Raw genomic sequence first — 22,191 nt, 5'->3', positions numbered from 1 at the left:
ACTTGTGTTTTCTTTCATATAAGCTTTTTTTATGTTTACTTGTAATTTCTTGTCGTCATTTTTAATCTTCATATCTTTTGCATTGCCATAATTGCTTTATTTGATTGAATAAAAATTAAAAAAATCAATATTCCTTGCGAAAATATCCTTTTTTTAGTTTCTTAATAATGGTGCGATAGACACTTCATGCAATGAATAAGTGAAAAAAATAAAAAGGGGGGATTACTTTTTTCTTCAAATCTTGAGGTCAGAAAAATTAAAAATCTTTCGTTCAAATATTTTAGATGAATATTAGGGGAAAAAATTAGAGTTCTTAAAGCTCTATTTACTAAAATAGAGCATATTTTCTGTGCATTTGTGCGATTCTTTTCAGAAAGTTAATGAGGGGTAGGCGTTTGTGAATACGAAAGGTCATACGATCGACCAAGAAACCAATCAGGTTAGGAACGATAAATTCTCTTTTTTTGTTGAGCAGAAGGAGAAAATGGATACGCCTATGGAAGTAACGATGTCGGACATTGCTCAAAAATTACGTACTGTTTATACGCAAATGCAAATGAAACATTCGACCCGTCCTTTGAACCGGCAGGATTCTGTAGAAGAGCATTTTAAATCTTACTTAGATGATATTAGTCGAGCTATTTTGGCTGAACATTATATTCGTTGTCAAAGGGAAAAAAAGCTTTTTGAATCTTTAGAGCAGATTAAAGCAATTGTTCAAAGTTTGCAGAACGAAAAAAAAAGCTTAGAAGAAGCAGCGGTAACACGACGTATGTTTCGTTCAAAATGCCCTGATTCTGTTGTACAAAAACTTGCTCATATGGAATGTGAGGAAAATCAAGAACGCTTATTACTTCAAAAGGTACAAGGTTTTTCGAGACAAAACGGTATAATTCCACTCCAAACAAATGTTGAAAATGCGTTGAAACAAGAAAATAAAAGCTCTTTGCCAAGTGATGCTATGAAGTCTTCTTGCAAAAAAAAGGTTGAGGGAGCAGTGGAGCGTGTTGGGATAGAAAAAAATGAAATGAGGGGGCCGGAATCTAATCCTTGCATTGAGAATGATTGTTCTTCTTTAAAGGTGCAGTCTCGGGGGAGAGCCTCATTTCTATCTTATTGGCTAAAAAAAGTGTTCTTTGTTGTTTAACCGTTGCATTTATAATAGCGATAACGCTATGTCTTTACAGCTTTTTAAAGGGAGCTCGTTTTTTTTAGTTTTTATGATGTTGAGGTTAATAGATGTGAAATGTATTATGCATTCGTAATTATGCGAAAGCTATATAGCAACTAGAATTATCCTTTTAAACATGCAAAAAGATTATTGAAAAAGAGGATAATTGGAGAAAGATCTATAATTGTTAAAAAACTTCAAACTATCTTGAAAGTTCTATAAGTGAGTATTTATTTACCAATTGCTGAAATGTCACTCAATATGCTGATCTTGATTGGTATGGGAGTCATTGCTGGTTTTTTTTCCGGTCTTTTTGGAATTGGTGGTGGTTTTCTTATCACACCTTTATTGATTTTCTATAATATTCCTCCTGCTATTGCTGTTGGAACAGGTGCTAACCAGATGATTGCGTCATCTGTAACAGGGGCTATTACACATTTTAGAAGGCGTACGCTTGATATCAAGCTTGGTATTCTTTTGGCAGTTGGGGGAGGGATTGGTTCTTTGATTGGGATTCAGATTTTTTCTGTTTTGAAAAAGTTAGGTCAATTAGATTTAATGATTTCACTTCTCTATGTGATTCTTCTTGGAAGTATAGGAAGCTTGATGATTGTTGAAAGTTGGTATGATATGATACGCAAGCGGGAGGCAGGAAAAGTCAATATGCGTCTTGCTGGTCGACATAATTGGATTCATCGTTTACCATTTAAAATGCGTTTTCGGACATCTATGATATATGTCAGCATTATTCCAGTTTTAGGAATTGGTCTCATTGTAGGGTTGCTGTCTTCTATTATGGGAATTGGTGGCGGGTTCTTTATGATACCAGCATTGATTTATCTTCTGCGGGTTCCAACTAGTGTGGTGATTGGGACTTCACTTTTTCAGATTACATTTGTATCTTCTTTCACGACGGTTTTGCAAAGTATAACTAATCAATCCGTTGATATTGTTTTGGCTTTTTTATTAATGCTTGGAGGAAGTATTGGTGCGCAATATGGAACACGGGCTGGACGAAAATTAAAAGCTGAGCAATTGCGTATGGCACTTGCATTTTTAGTGTTAATTGTATGTATGCGTCTTATTTTTCAATTGTTTATACGCCCCGATAATCTTTTCTCGCTGGATATTCTGATGAGATAAAAATGGGTAGGTTATTTTCTTTATGTATCATTGCAGGTTGCTTTTGTTTTGTTTCTTTTTCGACATGGTCACATGTTGAGATGACAGCTACATTCATTGATCAAGTTGATCACGAAACTATTCAAATTATCGTAACAACGAATACGATTACTGTGGATGCAAATTTTGCTGGTTGTGATCTTTATATTGCTGGTGTTTTGGAAAATATTGATCCATTATATTCTCGCCAGAACCGTTATGATGTTGTGGTAAGCTTGGAGGGACAAGACCGGACAATGGTAATGCGAGAAAAAAAACGCAATGCTGGGGTATGGGTTAATACAGATTCCCTTATTTTTAAAAAGGTTCCTTTTTTTTATGCTATGGTCACAACGCGTGAAATTGACGATATTACGAGCATTGAAGATTATAAACGGTTGGGATTAGGATTACTCTATTTGCCATTGCAAACGAATGAACAAGATCAGAAAAAAGTACAAGTTTTTCGCGATGAACTTATAAAGTTGCAAAAAGCTAAAAACTTTTATTATGAGGAAGTCGGTGGAGTTCGTTTTGGTTCTGACACACTTTTTACAGCACATTTTCGTTTGCCAGCAAATATTCCTGTTGGACATTATAAAGTACGTGCTTATCTTTTTCGTGATGGCCAATTTATTGATAGTATAACAACAACTCTTGAAATTGTTAAAGCACACATCGCTTATACAATTTTTAATGCGGCGCATCAATATCGTTTCTTATATGGTATTGTTGCGGTGATTACTGCTGTGATCACAGGATTTTTATGTCGTTTGATCTTTCGAAAAGATTAACGCAAAGAAGGTCTGAAGGATTCTATTTTTTATGAAAAATGCGTAAGATAAGAAAAATAGGCACAACAACAATTGCTCCCATCATAGCTATATGAAAGAAGTTTGTAAGTATTATAAGCCCTGTTTTCCATAAATATTGAAAAAAATCTATTATTTTCTGTATGAAATTTCGGGGTGTCCATCCAAAAAAACTCATTACGATGCCCATGAAGAATGAAAGGAGGAGCAATTGTATGCTAATACGGCTTAATGTTCCTCCAAGAAATGTATAAAAAGAATTTGATAATTTTTTCTTTCGGTTCATTTTAGTATACTTTCAAATGTCTCGTTTTTTATTATATCATCATGGTACAGTGATGTCTTTATCATCTTTATCATAAAGGGGAAATGTTTTTTTATTTTTTCTGACTTTTTTCGATTTTACTACCTTTGGTGTTATCAGGACTGGCTTTTGAAATATACTCGTATTTTATTCGTAATATTTCAATAGTGCTTCTTTTATTAAAATGCGGTAGTATCCTTTCATTTTTGAGAATTTGTAGGGGAATTTTTATAACGTTTCGATATTTCGCATCAGGGTAAGGGTTCTAGTACATTGAAGATTTTGTAATGAACTTATTATTGTTATATATAGAAATAATATTTCAGGATAGTTTACTTAAAAAAGACTACGTATTTTGCTAACGGTGTGTTTCCATAAATATTATATATATTGGGGAGTACATGAATAAATATTCATTACTGATTATCGCTACAATGGACTTAACGGAAAGAAAAATACCTCTTCTGAGTCATTTAAAATACTAAGAACTTTTGCAATATTGAGAACTGATGAATAGTAAAGGAACACTTACATCTTTGTAAAGTCAAGACGATGGTGAACAATCGATTTTATAGCATTCACAAACACCATCGTAAAATAGAGTATTAAGAAATGCTTCTTAAAAAACACGTGAATGAACAATAAAATAATATTCTATTTTGGAGAGAATTTGGATCCCATAATCATGCTACACAACACCATTCCATCTAAACGCAATAATGCAATCACAAATACCTTCAATGATTAAAAGTCTGCTTTTGCTCTTTAGAGATTACTTGCTTTTAAAAATAAATAGGTGAACTATATAAAATATTTAGTTACCTCCTTACAGAGGATATACTATTCAGATCACATCATTCAAGTGAAAGATTAACAAAATTCATTTTCGTATACATATTTTCATAAAATCTAATTTTTGTATACAATAAGCATTCTACTCTATGGTTTCTTTCCATATCGAGAAGGATTTTTAATTCTAAGCCCTTTTGAATATAAATCGTTAACCATAAATAGAGTAGGGGTTTTACTCATCTTAATAATTCATAGACCATTGCAATGTTAGCTATGTATATGAATTATAGAAACTCTGTTTTGTGATATATATTATAATTAATTAAACTTGTCTACGTGTTGTCTCATGTTTTGAATTTATGTCCTTTACGTAAAACGAACGCCATTGGGGTATTCATTTGTGCACTCGCTTTAAAAAGACATGTCTTCAAGTTCATCACATCCATTTCGCGAAAGTGTTTGTGAATAGTATAACGATAAAGCTCTTGATGAAGAAGATAAAATTTGTAGATTACTTCTATCTTTGCGCTGATAAAAGAGCAAGTCAGCACCCTCATACACTTTACTAACTCTTTGGTTTTTGTGATAGCCCTTAGCACTTGAGAGCGTTTATAAGAAAAATTTTAAACTTTTTTTGTTGTGTTTTACCTCTACATTTCAGCTCCACTTATGACATGGCAGAATATGATTTTTATTGCTTCAATATAGACAGATTTGAAATGAGAGAATCTTACGGTATTCAGAGTTCTAATTCAAGTTGAATAACGCTAAATTACCGTTATAAATCAATATACTGTCTACAAAAGCTTTTTAAAAATCAATCTCACTTTTTTATCATACATGTTTAAATATATTCTATCAAAAACTTCTAAAATAAGGCGCAGCGTTATTCCTTAATAATATTATGTAACTTTAATTTTTAACTAAGAAAAAGTATGGACAATTTTCTTGACAAGATATTGTTTTTCATTTGGAACTTTCTAAGCTATGTTTGTATAATATATCTTGTAGATTGACTACTCTTCAATCTAAAAGTGATTCTATAACCCACTATTTTAATGGGAAATAAAAAATACTTTGATCATATTAATAATAATCTTGCGATAGTTTGTTTGCATAGACATCACCATTATCCAACTGCAAATACATAACATTTAAGATATCACCCTTTTTTACCTCTGTTTTTGCATTCTCAAAGTTATATTTTTATCATTTTGATTGTCAACAATAGTAGAAAATTATCAAGAGTGTATAGTCTGTATACTTCAATGATCTTATACAGTGGAGTTGCATAATCTGTAGATTTATTAAATAATTCAATTATTATTCTGTTGATCATTATCCTTACGAAAGAAATTTTGCCAATTTATCGGAAAAAACATCCTTCAAGATGATCATTAACAATCCCTACAGATTGCATAAAAGCATAACAAATCGTGGGACCAATAAATGTCCAACCACGTTTCTTCAAATCGTGAGCAAGACGAAGAGATGCAGGGATTATAGGATGAGCCGATAATGTTTGAAAGTCTATCTTTTCATAATGCTCTGATTGTAGTGGCTGAAAAGACCAAAAATAATGGGACAAGCTTCCCCATTCTACTATAATTTCCTGTGCTTTAAGTGCATTATTAAGTACTGATCGAATTTTTCCTTGATGGCGAACAATGTCTTTGTTTTGCATCAACATTTGCACTTTTAACTCATCATAATGAGCAATTTTTTCGAAGTCAAAGTGATCAAATGCAAGGCGAAAAGAAGAGCGTTTTTTTAAAATTGTAAACCAAGAAAGCCCTGCTTGGAAACCTTCAAGACAAATTTTTTCAAACAAACCGATATCCTCAAAAACCGGTTTTCCCCATTCGTTATCATGATAAGCACAATAAAGCGGATCTGTTCCTGCCCATGCACAACGAACTTTCCCATCTACTCCCTTGAGAAGACCTTCTGCAAGCGTAGAATTAACTGTACTAAAAGAGAGTTCCTTGGTTATCATCTGGTGACTTTATTTGTTTGTGTTTTAAACGTTTAGTGGAAACAGGCTCTTGTGTTGCAACATTGATATCACCATCAAAAAAGCGTAAGTTTATTTGCCCTGTTCCAGGAAATTGGGCCAAGCGTTTAATGGGCTTATTATTTTGCCCTAAAGCCAAAACAAAACCACGCTCTAAAATATTCTGATAAGAAGTGCTTTTTAAAAGCCTAAATGCTACCTCCATTTGGGCACGTTGTTTTTCCACACTACGTACAAAAGCACGATTAAGACGCGCTGTATATTCTCTTGTATTGTGTTGGGCTTTTTCACTATTTAATAAACGTAGCGAAAGACGTAGACGAAGAGTATGAAAAGAAAAACGTTTTTTATCATAACTCACACAGAGAGCACGCTGTAATCGACTTGAAATTTCATCAAAACCACGTCGTGATAGGGCGAAAAGTTGATCGACAGTGGGAAGACCACGTCTAGCTGCACGCAATTTTTGTTGATGAAAATCAAAAGAACGCGCAAGACCCTTGCGCAAACGTGCCCCAAGTGACGCAACGCACACTTCAAGATCAAGTTTGACGGGAACAGCTTTTTCTGCGGCTCCTGTAGGGGTTGGTGCACGCCAATCAGCAACATAATCAATCAAGGTCCAATCCGTTTCATGCCCAACAGCAGAAATGATAGGAAGGGCTGAGGTATAAACAGCACGAACAACGGCCTCGTCATTAAATCCCCACAAATCTTCTAAACTTCCTCCTCCGCGTGCAACAATAATAAGATCAGGTTTTGGAATAAGGCCTCCTGGAGCAAGAGCATTAAAACCTTTAATAGCAGTAGCGACTTCTTTCCCACTTGTTTCGCCTTGAACACGTACCGGCCAAACCAAAACATGCAACGGAAAACGATCGGATATACGATGAATAATATCACGAATAACAGCACCCGTTGGTGATGTTACAACGCCTATAATTTGAGGCATGTAAGGTAAAGATTTTTTCTTTTCTTCATCAAATAAACCTTCTTCTATAAACTGTTTCTTACGATTTTCAAGAAGTGTCATCAAAGCACCAACCCCTGTTGGTTCAAGAGCCTCAATGACAATTTGATATCTCGATGATCCTGGATAAGTCGTAAGTTTACCAACAGCAATTACTTCCATCCCTTCTTCAGGAGGAAATTTAAGCTTTTCCATCACTCCACGCCAGATAACAGCTTCTAACCGCGCCTTATCATCTTTTAAAGCAAAATAAGCATGTCCTGAAGCATGAGCACCACGGTAACCTGATACTTCTCCACGTACCCGTACATAACCAAACTTTTCTTCAACAACGCGCTTTAAAGCTCCTGCTATTTCGGAAACAGTAAATTCCGCAACATTCGTTGCATTTGTTTTTTCACCAAATAAATTGATCATTTTCACTTCACGGAAGTTGAAACATTCAGTCTTAATATCTACATATACATAAACACGTCTTTAATGAAAATAAAAGAGCTCTTTAAAATAGAATGTCTTAAAAGTACATTTTTTCTACAACAGATCCATTCATTATCCATGATACCCCCTTGTTATTCATGAACTTTGACGTATCGTAAAATTTTTAAACCCTATGCAATACGCTGAATATGTTATGATAATGCTTTTTATCTATTTGATAGCATTTAAGACATCCTTATTTTTCAATTTTACTATAAAAAATACGCGGCGCACTATTCCAAACCCATTTCTTAATATTGGATGTCATCGCTATAACATCATATTTTTGATAGATAAATGCATAAGGTCCTTTTTGCATCAGTTCGCGTTGTAAATCAGCATACATTTGCGCCCGTTTTTGCAGATCTTTTTGAAATAAGGCTTCTTCAACCTTTTGATTCATTTTGGCATCAAAATACCCATGCCTCCAACTAGGATAGGCTGTATTTCTAGCCTCAAGCCTATTATCTGGATTATAAACAAGACGTGAAGCCATAGTATGAGGATCTGTAGAACCGCTATTCCACCCCACAAAAGCCGTATCGAAAGCCCGTGCATTCACTTTTGAAAACAATTGTGTACCTGCCACATGTTCAATTTTAAGACGTACTTCCCGCTTGTGCGGTACTATCTTGAAGCGATTGAGCAAGTAACAAAGTGTAAGGAGCGTTTGATACGAGAAAACTTACCTCAAATCCGTTCGGATAACCGGCCTCGGTTAAAAGTTGTTTGGCTTTTTGAATATCAAGTTTAAAGGGTTGTCCTTCTTTTTCATCCAAAGCCCCAAAGTTGCCAAGAGGAACAAAACTTGCTCGTGGAACACCAATCCCTTTGAGAAGTTTCTTACCAAGACCTTCATAATCTATAAGGTAGCGCATCACCAAGCGTACTTTTTCCATTATGGATGAAATGAAAAGAACGGAGACATAGAGCGATCCACACCTTTTATTGTTTTGACCAGTGACATAAGAAGCCCATCTATCCATAAAAACACGACGCTGGTCTAAATAGTCAGTCCGACGATAGGCACGTTCTACTTTACCCCCCACCGTATGCGCTAAAATAGTTTCAGCGACCTCATAGGGGGCATCGGTTGTTTCAGCGAGCCAATCACGTAAACTAGAACGAAAACCATGGGGGCAGGCTTTAAGTCCAGTCTGTTGCATATAGTGTGACATACAGCGTGCAGCAAGGGGACCGCGACCGGTTGCAGAGAAGAAGAAATCATTGCGAGAAAGCCTGCGCGCTTGTTTTAAAATTTTCAATGCTTCTGTTGATAAAGGGACGCGAAATTCTGTTGTAGCATCACGCCTTCCTTTCATATTTTCAGCAGGAATAGTCCATATATCCCCATCAATTTGATCTTTATGAATATGGCGTATAGGATTTGTACGAACCCCTGTCAGAATAAGCAAACGCAAAGCCAGTTGTGTTATGGTTGTTTTTTGGCAAAGTGTTTTATAAAAAGTGGGTACATCTTTCCAATTCATGGCTGGTCTATTTTGTGTTTTATGGAGTTGTTTGCCTAAGAGAGCGCGTGCTTTTTCTACAGCTTGTAAATCAACATCCAAACCCAAAGCAGCCGCATGTTTGAGACAAAGATTGAGACGAATAAGAGCTCTATTAGCTGTTCCTGCTTTTGTATGCCAGATAGGAGCAAGTGTATTGCGTATCTCTGTTTGGGTAATCTCAGAAACGGGTAAACAGCCTAATTTGGGGAGAATATAAAGACGTAAAGGTGAAAACCAATCACAAGCCTTGCCATCATCTTTTAATTCAGCTTTCCTACTTTCAAAAGCATCTAAAGCAATATCTTTTAAATAATGAAGATTGCTTATTGCTTCACGTTTTTGTTTCTCACTTTCTTTAATAGGGTCACGACCTTCATGTAAAACAGAACGCCATTGATTTGCCAATTCACGTGCTTTTTTTAAAGAAACGTTTCGCAACGCCCCCAAACCCATTTCACGACGGCGCCCGTGAATGGTATACCGTAAAATCCATTGAGCACCTCCATCTTTACGCTTGTGAAGAAGCAAGTCTGCACCATCATTATATTTGCCGGCCCCCAATGTTGCGACAGATCTTGCATTAAGACGGTTCATAAGAGCCATTTTTATTCCTTTCTTATATAAATTTGATCCACACACTCATCCCACTTGTTATGTGCAAATGAGTGGTTTTGATTGATTCAAGATAAACCGGTTTGAAATGAGAGAATCCTACGATATTCGGGACTCTCATTCAACATACAAAACAGTTAATTATCATTATAAATCAATGTATTGATATATAAAAGCCACTTTGCAATTCATTAATAAATCATGGAAAAAATATTCTTTCCTGAAAAAATGCAAGCAATGAATTGAGCATTGTGAGGAGAAGCTGAAAAAAAGTCTTAATCTTATTTTGTACGAGCGCGTAAGGGAATGTCAATGGTTATAGTGCCCATACTCCTTTTATTTGGAAATAAGATATCTTATTATTTGACGGGGCATTATGGAAAAATTCAAATTTTTTCTTGCAGAAATAGTAAAGGTAGGTGCATCTTGACTGATAGGCGGTTTTCCTGTTTTATTAAAATATCAAATATTAAATTATTTTTCCATGTATATTAGGGGTTGGCTTGTAAGTATAGGCAGGAGGAGTAGTTAATAAGTATTATTGTTTAATTTTAATACTTTGTTTTTAAGGACCTATGGTTCGTATAAACTTATTTATTCCACACGTTTTGCTGCAGGGGAAATTTATACAATAACGTTAAAAGGAAAAGTTTATGAACTTGAAAAAAAAGACATTGAAAAGTGGCAGTGCTCTTATTTCTACTCTTATAACGCTGGGGATAGTTACACAACAAATTTCAGCGAAACCACCCGCTGATATCCTTGTAATGGCTTGGAATCTCGATGCAATCAGTACATTTGATCCCGCACAAATCAATGATATTTATAGCAGTGAAATTATTTACAATGTTTGTGATAATTTGGTGAGTACTGCAACAGATGACCCAACGAAAATAGTTCCTGCTTTAGCAACACATTGGGATGTTTCAGGAGATGATCACAGTACGGTGATTACTTTTCATTTGCGCGATGGCTTGAAGTTTAATGATGGTAGACCAGCTAATGCCAATGATCTTATTTGGGGTATTAAGCGGATTGTCAAATTAAAGATGGCTGCTGCTGCAACTTTTAATGAATACGGAATTGTAGCACAAAATATTGATGATGCTTTGCAAGCCCCCGATGAGAAAACAGTGGTGATGAAATTTGATAAGCCATATCCAGCAGAACTCATTCTTAATAATATTGTTGCAAATCATGTAACTGCTTTGCTTGACCGTAAAACAATTATGAAGCATGAAAAAGATGGTGATCTAGGAAATCATTATTTGAAAACACATGCTGCTTGTGTTGGTCCTTATCAATTAAAAAGTTGGCGTCCTGGAGAAGCTATTTTGTTGCATGCCAGTTCCAACTATTGGGGCCCTCCCCCTAAATTGAAGCAGATTCTCATTCGCCATGTTTCAGAACCAGGAACACAACGCTTATTGTTACAAAAGCATGATATTGATATTGCTCGTGACTTGACATCTGAAGATCTTGCAGATCTGCAAAAAACAACAGATATTAAAATTGAAAAAGTGTTGGCGCCAAGCATGACATACTGGGGATTTAATACGACAAATCCTATTTTTGCTAAGGAAAAAGTACGCTTGGCGATGCGCTACCTTATAGATTATGAAGGTCTTGGTAAGAAACTTCTCAAAGGGATTGGTGTTCCACGAGCAAGTTTTGTTCCTCTTGGCAACTTTGGGGCTTTGGATGAAAAAGAAGGACAACCCTTTAAACTTGATATTCAAAAAGCCAAACAACTTTTAACCGAAGCCGGTTATCCGAACGGATTTGAGGTAAGTTTTCTCGTATCAAACGCTCCTTACACTTTGTTACTTGCTCAATCGCTTCAAGATAGTGCCGCACAAGCGGGAGTACGTCTTAAAATTGAACATGTGGCAGGTACACAATTGTTTTCAAAAGTGAATGCACGGGCTTTCGATACGGCTTTTGTGGGGTGGAATAGCGGTTCTACAGATCCTCATACTATGGCTTCACGTCTTGTTTATAATCCAGATAATAGGCTTGAGGCTAGAAATACAGCCTATCCTAGTTGGAGGCATGGGTATTTTGATGCCAAAATGAATCAAAAGGTTGAAGAAGCCTTATTTCAAAAAGATCTGCAAAAACGGGCGCAAATGTATGCTGATTTACAACGCGAACTGATGCAAAAAGGACCTTATGCATTTATCTATCAAAAATATGATGTTATAGCGATGACATCCAATATTAAGAAATGGGTTTGGAATAGTGCGCCGCGTATTTTTTATAGTAAAATTGAAAAATAAGGATGTCTTAAATGCTATCAAATAGATAAAAAGCATTATCATAACATATTCAGCGTATTGCATAGGGTTTAAAAATTTTACGATACGTCAAAGTTCATGAATAACAAGGGGGTATCATGGATAATGAATGGGGGTGGTATCAAGAGAACTATTTTATAGATGTTGGGTTTATTAAATAAAGTTGATGTTTGATGCTATGCTGTTTAAAAGATGAAAGAGCCAAATCATAATCACTCTGTGTGAAAAAATGTAAAGAATATAACAGGAAGAGATAACATGGGGAAAGAAGAATGTTGAAAAAACTTTTTATTTTATTAAGTGCAACAGCTTTTTTAAATGGGGCTGTAACATCTGCACTCAGTGTTTCGTCTAAAGATAGATTGGTGATGGCATGGAATATTGATTCAATTAGTAGTTTTGATCCAGCACAAACTGTTGAGGTTATTACTAGCGAATTATTGACCAATATTTGCAGTGGATTAGTGGTTTATGATCAGTATGGTTCCACAAAAATTCGTCCTGTGATGGCAAAATCTTGGGATGTTTCGGATGATGGAAAGAAAATAGTTTTTCATCTTCGTGATAATTTGAAGTTTGATGATGGAAGAAAGGCGACGGCGCAAGATCTCGCTTGGTCAATGCAACGGATTGTAAAATTAGGATTGGGCTATGCTCAATTTTTAGTGAATTACGGGTTTACTAAGGATAATGTTGATACAAATATTCTGGCTCTTGATGATAAGACTTTACAATTGAAATTAGATAAACCCTATCCTACTCAGCTTATACTGGCTGTTGTTGGGCAATCTTATACTTCTTCTTTACTTGATCGGAAAACAATTGAAGCGCACAGTATTAATGGTGATATGGGGAATAAATATTTAGCAACACATTCGGCTTGTGTTGGACCTTATAAATTAGTGAGTTGGTTTCCAGGGGATAAAATTGTGTTAGAGGCTACACAGCATTATTGGGGCGATGTGCCTAAAATTAAGCAGATTATTGTGCAGCACGTAGCGGATTCGTTAAGTCAAAGATTTCTTTTGGAAAAAGGTGATGTGGATATAGCTCGTGACCTCTCTTCAGAGGATATTTTAGATCTTGAAAAAAAAGGAGGTCCAATCAAAATTGGTCGTATTTTACGGCCACAAATGGTGTATTTAGCATTGAATAACAAAAATGCAATTTTTGCTAAGGAAAAAGTGCGTTTGGCATTGCGTTATTTGGTTGATTATGAAAATCTTGGAAAAACTGTTTTAAAAGGTCTTGCAATTCCACGGGCGGCTTATATACCAATGGGTATTCCAGGATCTTTGGATGAAAAAGAGGGGATGCCGTTTAAGTTAGATTTAGAAAAGGCAAAACAGTTGATCAGCGAAGCAGGTTATCCTGATGGTTTTAAGGCAAATATTTTAGTTGGTAGCCTTAGTTATATGAGATCTGTTGCTCAGTCTATTCAAGCGAATGCCCGTAAAATTGGGGTTGATCTCACAATTGAAACAATGGCGAAAAATCAATTGTTAAGCCGTGTACGTGATGGAAATTATGATACTGCTATTCTGTCGTGGGCAAGCGGTGATCCTGACGGGCATCCTACTTCATTAAATAATGTTTTTAATCCTGATCCAACATTTACAAAAAAGTACAAGGGGTATTTGGCTTGGCGTGCCGGTTATTATGATGAGAATATCAATAAAATGGTGACAGATGCTTTGTTTGAAAAAGATCAAAATAAGCGTATTGCGCTGTATCGTGCTTTACAGCATTATGTGTTTGAGCATGGTCCTATGGTTTATTTGTTTCAGACGTATTACACCGTTGGTATGGGACCTGCAGTGAAAAAGTGGGCTTGGAATGGTTTTGGGGTTTTCTACAATGATATAGAAAAACAATGATGCAGAAAAATAAAAAGGAGCATGTTAGAGAGGAGGATTGTAGAACATGCTTAATAAAAAGTTGTTTTGTTAAAAGTATTCGCTTTATGTTTTGTTGCTACGGAGGGGATTTTTATAATGGCTTTGCCACTTTCAGAGACTGAAAGAGCTGTATCAGAAAAGAAAAAAAAATTGTTTTTATGGGATTTTTTGTTCAGGGGATTTAAACTCCTTATTTCAGTTTTTATCACATTACTTGGGTTGGTAACAATTACTTTTTTTCTTGGTCATCTTCTTCCCCTCGATCCCGTTTTGTCTATTCTTGGTGATAATATCAGTCAGGAAGCTTATGAGACAATGTATTATAAGTTGGGTCTTGATAAGCCGTTGATTATCCAATATTGGAAGTACATTCATAATGTGTTCTTATTTGACTTTGGAGATGCTTTAACTTCTGGTCGTCCTGTTTTAGCGGATATTATGCATGTATTTCCTGCAACATTAGAACTTGCAACCGTTGCTATCGTTATTGGCACAAGTCTTGGAATTCCGTTTGGTGTTTTTGCAGCAATGTATCGCGATTCATTTATTGATTATATCGTTCGTATTTTTACACTTTTAAGTTATTCTACTCCGAAATTTTGGCTTGGGCTCATGGCGTTGTTAATATTTTACGCCAAACTCGGCTGGGTTGGTGGTCCAGGACGTATCGATTTTCTTTATGAATATTCTTTTGAACCTAAAACAGGATTTTTTCTTTGGGATACGGCGAGCCAAGGACAATGGGAGGCTTTTGGTAATGTCTTTAGTCACATTATTATGCCTGCTTTGATTTTAGCTTTTGGTGCTATGGCTTATATTAGCCGTATGACGCGTGGGTTTATGATTGAGCAGCTCAATCAGGAATATATCATTACTGCACGTGTAAAGGGATTATCGTGGATTAGAACGGTCTGGGGACATGCCTTTAGAAATGTGGCTGTTCAGGTTAGTACTGTTGTTGCGCTTTCTTATGTTTTTTTATTAGAAGGGGCTGTTTTGACGGAAACAGTTTTTGCTTGGCCTGGTTTTGGGCGTTATTTGACAAATACTCTTTTAGCTGGCGATATGAATGCAGTTGTAGGATGTACTTTATTTATAGGATTTATCTTTGTCGCTATTAATTTATTTTCTGATTTTCTTTATCGCATTTTTGATCCAAGGACACGTTGAATATGACAGTAAGTAATCATCATAAATCGCCATCATCATTTTCTTGGGGGAATTGGTTAAATGCTCCTGTTCCAAATTCCGTAATTCAAGCGAACATACAAAGAATTTATCACGCATTGGTTAAGTTTTTTCATAACTTTTCGGCTGTATTCGGTTTGCTTATTATTTGTATTATTATCATATGTGCCTTTTTTGCTCCTTGGATTGCTACTCATGATTTTCTTAGCAATGATTTGGGAAATCGGTTGCAACCACCATCTATGGCACATTATTTTGGGACAGATGAATTAGGGCGTGATATTTTTAGTCGCATTGTTTTTGGTTCCCGTATTACGCTTTATGTTGTTTTTCTCACAACAGTTATTGTAGGTCCAATAGGGCTTATCGTTGGAACTGTATCTGGTTATATGGGGGGATGGGTTGATATTGTTCTCATGCGCATTGTCGATATTTTTCTTGCTTTTCCAGGTTTGATTTTAGCTCTTGCATTTTCAGCTGCATTGGGTCCAGGGATCGAAAATGCTTCTATTGCAATTTCAATTGCAGCATGGCCATCAATCGCACGTTTAGCACGAGCTGAAACTTTAACGATACGTTCTTCTGATTATGTTGCTGTCGTTCGTTTGCAGGGGGCTTCTGCTTGGAGGATTATTTTGTTTCATATTGCGCCCATGTGTATTCCTTCAGTGATTGTACGATTAACTTTAGATATGTCTGGAATTATTTTAACGGCTGCGGGTCTGGGATTCTTAGGCTTGGGAGCTCAACTTCCAAGTCCTGAATGGGGGGCGATGCTTTCTTCAGGGCGAGAATTTATGATGACAAATTGGTGGTTGGCGGCAATACCAGGTTGTGCAATATTATTTGCAAGCCTTGCTTTCAATCTTTTAGGTGACGGTCTTCGTGATGTATTGGATCCACGCAATGGGTAATAAATTATTAGAAGTAGAAGATTTACGTATTTCTTTTCCTACAACATGCGGCATTTCAGAAGTTGTGCGTGGTGTTAGCTTTTCTGTTGGAAAAGAAAAAATTGGAATTGTTGGTGAATCCGGATCTGGAAAATCAATGACGGGACGCGCAATACTAAAGTTGAGGCCAATTTCAGCAATTGTTGAAGCCAAAAAAATGCGCTTTGGAGATGTCAATTTATTGACCGCAAGTGAATCTCAGATGCGAAAAATCCGAGGGAAGCATATTTCAATGATTCTACAAGATCCTAAATATTCACTTAATCCATTAATACGGATTGGGGAGCAGATTATGGAGGCTTACCGTATACATTACCGTGTTTCAAAAGCTGAAGCGCGAAAGCGAACTATATCTATGTTAGAGTCTGTTCATATTCGTGATCCTGAACATGTGATGCGATTATTTCCTCATGAGATATCAGGTGGGATGGGGCAGCGTGTGATGATTGCAATGATGCTTATTCCGAAGCCTGATTTAATTATTGCTGATGAGCCAACATCTGCTCTTGATATTACAGTAAGACGACAAGTCTTATCTGTATTAGATGAACTTGTGATAAAGTTTGGAGCGGGACTGATTTTCATTAGTCATGATTTGAATATGATTGCTGATTTTTGTGATCGTATTTTAGTGATGTATGCGGGACGTGTGTTAGAAGAGTTGTCTGCTTCTGATTTGTCTTGCGCTTGTCATCCTTATACGAAGGCTTTGCTTGCCAGTTTGCCACGGCTTGATAAGCCTGTTGATGTCTTGGCTGTGCCTGAGCGTGATCCTGATTGGTTGTATAATCCTACGATTGTTAATGGTGTTGAGAAGGTGCCTCATGACAAGTTGTGAGAATATTATTAATGTTTCTAATTTATCTGTAACTTTTGGTCATAGGCATAAGGCAGTAACAGTTGTTAAAAATGTTAACTTTCATATTAAACGTGGTGAGGCTTATGGGTTGATTGGTGAATCTGGATGTGGAAAATCAACGATCTTGAACACGTTGGTGGGGCTTATTCCAGATTATAGTGGAGAGTTCCTTTTTGCTGGACAAAAAGTCGAGAAAAAAAGAAGTAAAAATTTTTTACGCTGTATTCAAATGGTTTTTCAAGACCCTTATGCTTCGCTTCATCCCAGAAAAATGGTTCATACGGTTCTTTCTGAATCTCTCAAAATCTATGGTATGGATAATCAAAAGCAGCGGGTAGAGGAGGCTTTGGATGCTGTTGGTTTAGATTCTTCATTTCTTTATCGTTATCCTCATGAGTTGTCTGGAGGACAGCGTCAACGTATTGCTCTTGCACGTGCTTTAATTATTGAACCAGAGGTTTTGTTGCTTGATGAACCAACATCTGCATTGGATGTGTCGGTACAAGCTGAAATTTTAAACTTATTGAAATCATTGAGAGAGAAAAAAAATCTTACTTATTTGATGGTATCCCATGATCTTGCTGTTATTGCACATATTTGTGAACGCGTTGGAATTATGCATAAAGGGATTATTTTGGAAGAGCTTAGCAATGATGAATTGCGTAATCTACATGCGCAACATGGTTATACAAAGGAGTTTTTTGAAGCAAGTATTGAGCCTATCGTTCATAGAGAAGAGAGAGTGTGATAGGTTTGGTTAGAAAGAAAAATAGACTTTTTTGTTTGAGGCTTCTTTAACTGTAATATAGAGGTTTTCATTTTTTATTGTTATATCTAAATATAATATTTTTATTATATCATGCGTTCTGCTTTATAATATATGTAAATATAATTCATAAGATGAATTGTTTCTATATGATTAGAATTTATTTAGTTTTGTTTTTAAAAATATTTTCTGTGATAGTTTTCTAATGAGAATGGTAAAATAGCAATAGTACTTGAGAACCTCATAATTTAATTAATAAATTTTCTGATTTTCTATGAAATAGGTTTTATTTCTTCAAAAATACAGAGCTTTGTTTCTTGAAAAAGGAAGAGTAAGGGTTTTTTCAATTGTAAATAACAATTGTTAGAATCTTTTGGCTATTTTCAGTCAAAAGAGAAAGATTTTTAGAAAAAGAAATTTAGATGTATAAATTGAAAAGGCAGTATAATGTTCTGCCTTTTTCGTTAATGCTTACAGAATAAATACATTTGTTTTTACAGAATTATTTTTTTATGGCTTTGTTTTAAAATTGATAGCGTAGACCGCCTGAAAAGCTTGCTCCAGAGATACCAGTTTTTTGAAGCTTTTGTTGATAATTCACATCACCATGAAGAGAGAGATTGCGAGACAGTTGCGCGTTGATGCCAATGCCCCCTTCAAGAGAAGTATCTGTAGGTTCAAGGTCAAAGTCTCTGCCAATATGAATGCTGCTATCATCACCAAAGGTTTTGAGTAAATTGACTTTTCCATAGAAAGATACCGCACGGTTGGTTTTAGTAGAAATCGTTTGTGTCAAGCACCCACCAACACGGAACAACCATTGAGAAGGATTTTTCATATCAATGATAAGATTATCGGCATCGTGAATGGTCTTAAATATCAAATGTTGATAGGCAAGTTGTGCCTGCGGTTCGAAGGTTAAACCTTCCATTCCGATTGCAAATTCTTTGCCAACAGTGGTGGAGATACTCAACATTTTAGTATCGTTCAACTTTGCGGTTTCACCAATGAGAGCATTGGTGATATTTCCTTTTATCATCCCATAGGATAAGAGTGTATCAATATAGAGACTATTGTTATGGTGTATGTTGCCGTAGGCTGTTAGTGACCATTTATCCAGTATGCTCTTACCGGCATCTGCTATATCTTTCGGTGTGAATGATAGTTGCCCATAGCTGCTTACAAGGCCAAAACGCGTGGTGGTGTTTTGTCCCTCATTTTCCATCAATGTAATGCCAGCTTGCAGAGCCGCATAACGAATATCAGCGCCATAACCGTATTTGAGAGGTCCACGTTCAGAAGCTAAGGTTCCTGTGTTTCCATAAGTGTAGAGGAAGAAATTGGTCTGTTTATCTTCTTCTTTTCTCAAAACAGATGTTCTCATATCGGCTAAAAGCGCATTTTGTTTGGCTATATCAGTTAATCCCGTATAGAAGAGAACGTTTGGCATGACTAAGTAACTAGCTGTTTGTGGTACAGGGGTATACATATTTGAATTAGGATCAGGATTTGAATCAGGATTGGAGCCAAGTAGCACGGGTTGTAAACGGAAATCCCAGAAGTTTTCATTCTTTTTATCAAATAGGTTTTGCTCAATGTTGGCTTTACCTTGGCTTGACTCTGGTCCATAGGCACGTAGTGTATACATATCTGGAGAACCATCTATTGTCATATAGCCATTTACTAGTTTGAAAGAGGATTCGGTTGCTTTTCCAGAAACTTGAATGAGTGAAAGACCACGTACATTAGGAGCGGCAGAGGTATTTGCTTTAACATTGTTTTTTTCTAAATTAACATAAACTGATGTGTTGCCCGAGATGTTTCCATTGATCAAAAGTCTATCGGTTTTTTGATTAGCTATTGCTGCGCCATCATTCCATTTTGCGTTGAAGTAAATCTTTGCATTATTGACTGCAGTGTAGACGGTTTGCGTATCTGGTTTACCAGATCCTATATGCAATGTTTGGTAATGATCTTCTTGCTTATTAAAAATAATGGAGCTGTTATCGAGATTAAGCGTGGAAATATCAGAACGAGATCTTTGGGCAATATCAAGCAGATTGCCATCAGCATCTTTTTCATTATTGCTGATCTTCAACGTCCATTTTGTATTATTTTTCAGATCAAAGCGTACGTTTCTTTCTTGTGCAATGTTTGCTCTGCCCTCTAAAGTAGAATGATCAGCATTTAATGTGAAGTTGCCATTTGATATTTCTTCAACTTCTTTATCATTCCACACAATTTTATCATTCCAAGAAGTTTTGTTCCAAAAAATACCATCATCTAATAATACATCGGTATGGATTTCTGAGTTGTTAAGATTAAGTGTACCGATTGATAAGTTTTGAATATCTTCAGTACTCTTTTTAGCAATAGCTCCAATGAGAATTCCTGTGCCATTGTCAATGTGAATATCTGCATTGGTTAAATTGATTTCATTACTTTGATGTTTTGGTGGATCATTTGGTTTGGTTTCAAGGAAATCTATAAACTGCAAGCCACTGATTTCTGCTGCTACAGAGACATTTGTAAGATCAATATGTCCACCCGATATTACTGATAGCGCCATTGTTTTTGCTTTTATTTCATTTTCTACATTACCATTAATCATCTTAATCGTGCTGTTATTTCCTGCAGTAAGACCCATATCAAAGTTTTGAATGGTTGTTTTACCATTTAATTCGATCAGACTACCAAGCTCTGCAACGTTTACACCAACAGTCATTTTTTTGGATTCATCACCGATCATTGTTAAATCTCCGCTAATGATTTTACCCCCATCGTCTACATAGAAACCTTCATCAACATTTTTAATAATTGTTTTGCCTGTTAACTCAATTATACTACTAGATCCTGTTACCGATACACCAGAGCGATCTTCCTCGGAGTTTTGATCAATTGCTTTATTAAAGCTTATCGTTAAATTTTCGCTAATGATTTTACCACCACTAAAGGCTCCAAGACCGTCCAAAGTATTGTTAATTTCTGTATTGCCATGTAATTTAATTGTGCTGTCAGTACCATGTGCAATTGCACCGCTTCCTTTGCCATTTGTTGTTAGAAAAACATTCGTGGTGTCAATATGTCCACCTGTGTTTGCCGATAATGCTGTTTTTTTTGAGGTTATTTTCCCACCAGTCATTTTGATTGTGCCATGGTTCTGAGAAGCTACAGTTCCATCAAATGATCCTTTAGAAATTGTTATTTTAGAATCGTTAGTTGCAATGATAGCAGTTCTCGCTTGAGTAATTTTTACATTTTCTAAAGTGACTTGACTGCTGTCATGCGCTGCTACTCCAACTACCAGTGGTGCATCGTTTTTATCACTCGATATTGTGATACTATCCAGTTTGTTGCCTTTACTATCAATAAATTCTGCGCCAGTGTTGGAAACGGTAATAGATCCACCAGTCATTTTGATTGTGCCACCATTTTTTGTTTCAAGACCGAAGCGGATAGCAGAATCAATTCCCTTGATGATTGAACCATTCAGTAATTCAATTGTACTATTAGAGCCTTCAGCGATCACAACATAGTTTTTAGAGCCGTGGAGGAAATTTATATTTGTTTCTTTATTACCAATTACTGTTAAATGGTTTCCGAAGATTTGACCATCTTTTAGGGTATGAAGTGTCTCATAGGTGCCATCGCTGACTTCTTTTTTACTCCCAGAAACTTCAAGAGATTCAGCATGCGCATTGATTTGGATGTTAAATAGCATCATTGCTGCTGTTGCTATAGATGACAGAAGGAATTTTTTATACACGAATACTCTCCTTTTAAAGCTCCCAATATTTATTTCCCCGCATTCTTTAAAAGAAGAACAGAAAATAGATATTTCTTTGTGTCTAATAAAGCGCAATTTCGATAATTTTTTTCTTTGTTTATCAAATTTAAATTTAAATGTATATTAAACTGTGGAATATTTAATTTAGTATAATGTATTTTTAGTTAAGTATATTTAAAAAATGAGTTTTTAATATTTAGGATCATATTATGAGAGGTGGGGCGTTGCGTTTATGAGGTTTTTATTCAGGGCAGATATTCTTTGATGCCAATATTCAATGGGGTATGGCTAAGAAATACGGAATAGAAAAGGCGCTAGAAATGAGAAAAGCAGTGTTAAAAAAAACACAAGGGTATTTGTGCATTGGTTGTCCATTCATGTATGATTTGTGACATCAAAGCAAGGGAGTGTACCAAAAACAACACATGTTTGTCGGTTGTTGTATCTTTTCTGAAAAGGGAGGGATTCTATCATTTTAGAGCCAATAAAGAATAAGCCTTTTTATATGTCGTTTGACAGTGTGTTTTGTACTGGATGAGAAAAGAAAGGATGAGGGTAGAATAGGTAGTAATTTATTGTTTTTATGTATAAAATTTAGCATTAAATGCGTGTTTTTTTA

Annotated in this window: 13 protein-coding genes and 2 pseudogenes; 9 read left to right on the top strand and 6 right to left on the bottom strand. The window is 35.8% G+C overall.

What is annotated here, in order from left to right; translation table 11 throughout:
* Positions 1–397: 397 nt before the first annotated feature.
* The 3 genes from MCY_RS08135 to MCY_RS08125 all read left to right on the top strand — a co-directional run bounded on the left by MCY_RS08135 (position 398) and on the right by MCY_RS08125 (position 3,126).
* Complete coding sequence (locus tag MCY_RS08135; protein ID WP_019224448.1) at positions 398–1,147, top strand: hypothetical protein; 750 nt, start codon at positions 398–400, stop codon at positions 1,145–1,147.
* Between the two features lie 246 nt (positions 1,148–1,393).
* Positions 1,394–2,314 carry a sulfite exporter TauE/SafE family protein gene (locus MCY_RS08130; RefSeq protein WP_007347892.1) on the top strand — a complete coding sequence of 307 codons (921 nt, stop codon included), beginning with the start codon at positions 1,394–1,396 and terminating at the stop codon, positions 2,312–2,314.
* Between the two features lie 2 nt (positions 2,315–2,316).
* Positions 2,317–3,126 (top strand): TIGR02186 family protein, encoded by an 810-nt coding sequence (locus MCY_RS08125; protein ID WP_007347891.1) that lies wholly within the window; start codon positions 2,317–2,319, stop codon positions 3,124–3,126.
* Between the two features lie 22 nt (positions 3,127–3,148).
* Here the strand turns inward: MCY_RS08125 and MCY_RS10120 are convergent, their stop codons facing one another.
* The 5 genes and pseudogenes from MCY_RS10120 to MCY_RS08095 all read right to left on the bottom strand — a co-directional run.
* On the bottom strand, positions 3,149–3,430 hold the full coding sequence (locus tag MCY_RS10120) for a DUF6460 domain-containing protein (protein WP_007347890.1): 282 nt from the start codon (positions 3,428–3,430) through the stop codon (positions 3,149–3,151).
* A gap of 2,176 nt (positions 3,431–5,606) precedes the next feature.
* Positions 5,607–6,233: a DNA-3-methyladenine glycosylase I gene (locus tag MCY_RS08110; RefSeq protein WP_026088032.1), complete on the bottom strand. Its 627-nt coding sequence runs from the start codon at positions 6,231–6,233 to the stop codon at positions 5,607–5,609.
* A complete protein-coding gene (gene xseA, locus MCY_RS08105) occupies positions 6,211–7,638 on the bottom strand; it encodes an exodeoxyribonuclease VII large subunit (protein ID WP_193352228.1) in 1,428 nt (475 codons plus the stop codon). Before xseA ends, MCY_RS08110 begins: the two co-directional genes overlap by 23 nt.
* A gap of 259 nt (positions 7,639–7,897) precedes the next feature.
* Positions 7,898–8,597, bottom strand: a pseudogene (locus MCY_RS08100) (ABC transporter substrate-binding protein); the annotation flags it as partial.
* Positions 8,598–8,651: 54 nt separating this feature from the next.
* Positions 8,652–9,815, bottom strand: a pseudogene (locus MCY_RS08095) (tyrosine-type recombinase/integrase); the annotation flags it as partial.
* Positions 9,816–10,477: 662 nt separating this feature from the next.
* Here MCY_RS08095 and MCY_RS08090 point away from each other — a divergent pair.
* The 6 genes from MCY_RS08090 (at position 10,478) to MCY_RS08065 (ending at position 17,767) form a co-directional block, all read left to right on the top strand.
* Entirely contained in the window at positions 10,478–12,103 is a 1,626-nt protein-coding gene (locus MCY_RS08090; RefSeq protein WP_007347885.1) for an ABC transporter substrate-binding protein, read from the top strand.
* Between the two features lie 290 nt (positions 12,104–12,393).
* A complete protein-coding gene (locus MCY_RS08085; RefSeq protein WP_007347884.1) occupies positions 12,394–13,998 on the top strand; it encodes an ABC transporter substrate-binding protein in 1,605 nt (534 codons plus the stop codon).
* 117 nt (positions 13,999–14,115) lie between these two features.
* A complete protein-coding gene (locus MCY_RS08080) occupies positions 14,116–15,189 on the top strand; it encodes an ABC transporter permease (RefSeq protein WP_007347883.1) in 1,074 nt (357 codons plus the stop codon).
* A gap of 2 nt (positions 15,190–15,191) precedes the next feature.
* Positions 15,192–16,121, top strand: a complete 930-nt coding sequence (locus MCY_RS08075; RefSeq protein WP_007347882.1) for an ABC transporter permease — start codon at positions 15,192–15,194, stop codon at positions 16,119–16,121.
* The gene (locus MCY_RS08070) at positions 16,114–16,998 is read left to right on the top strand and encodes an ABC transporter ATP-binding protein (protein ID WP_007347881.1); all 885 of its coding nucleotides are present in this window, start codon (positions 16,114–16,116) and stop codon (positions 16,996–16,998) included. Before MCY_RS08075 ends, MCY_RS08070 begins: the two co-directional genes overlap by 8 nt.
* Positions 16,985–17,767, top strand: coding sequence for an ABC transporter ATP-binding protein (locus MCY_RS08065; RefSeq protein WP_007347880.1), 783 nt, complete (start codon positions 16,985–16,987; stop codon positions 17,765–17,767). Before MCY_RS08070 ends, MCY_RS08065 begins: the two co-directional genes overlap by 14 nt.
* Before the next feature lie 541 nt (positions 17,768–18,308).
* On the opposite strand, the gene MCY_RS08060 is transcribed toward MCY_RS08065, so the two are convergent.
* Positions 18,309–21,551 (bottom strand): autotransporter family protein, encoded by a 3,243-nt coding sequence (locus MCY_RS08060; RefSeq protein ID WP_007347879.1) that lies wholly within the window; start codon positions 21,549–21,551, stop codon positions 18,309–18,311.
* Positions 21,552–22,191: the final 640 nt, after the last annotated feature.

This window comes from Bartonella rattimassiliensis 15908 (assembly GCF_000278215.1).
Taxonomy (GTDB): domain Bacteria; phylum Pseudomonadota; class Alphaproteobacteria; order Rhizobiales; family Rhizobiaceae; genus Bartonella; species Bartonella rattimassiliensis.
The sequence above is the reverse complement of the archived record's forward strand: the minus strand, read 5'-3'. Positions and strand labels throughout refer to the sequence as shown.

What these genes read in the sequence shown, in the direction of transcription:
- MCY_RS08085 (WP_007347884.1), top strand. Translation starts at nt 12,394, where the DNA reads ATGTTGAAAAAACTTTTTATTTTATTAAGTGCAACAGCTTTTTTAAAT.
- MCY_RS08075 (WP_007347882.1), top strand. Translation starts at nt 15,192, where the DNA reads ATGACAGTAAGTAATCATCATAAATCGCCATCATCATTTTCTTGGGGG.
- MCY_RS08070 (WP_007347881.1), top strand. Translation starts at nt 16,114, where the DNA reads ATGGGTAATAAATTATTAGAAGTAGAAGATTTACGTATTTCTTTTCCT.
- MCY_RS08125 (WP_007347891.1), top strand. Translation starts at nt 2,317, where the DNA reads ATGGGTAGGTTATTTTCTTTATGTATCATTGCAGGTTGCTTTTGTTTT.
- MCY_RS08065 (WP_007347880.1), top strand. Translation starts at nt 16,985, where the DNA reads ATGACAAGTTGTGAGAATATTATTAATGTTTCTAATTTATCTGTAACT.
- MCY_RS08080 (WP_007347883.1), top strand. Translation starts at nt 14,116, where the DNA reads ATGGCTTTGCCACTTTCAGAGACTGAAAGAGCTGTATCAGAAAAGAAA.
- MCY_RS08090 (WP_007347885.1), top strand. Translation starts at nt 10,478, where the DNA reads ATGAACTTGAAAAAAAAGACATTGAAAAGTGGCAGTGCTCTTATTTCT.
- MCY_RS10120 (WP_007347890.1), bottom strand. Translation starts at nt 3,430, where the DNA reads ATGAACCGAAAGAAAAAATTATCAAATTCTTTTTATACATTTCTTGGA.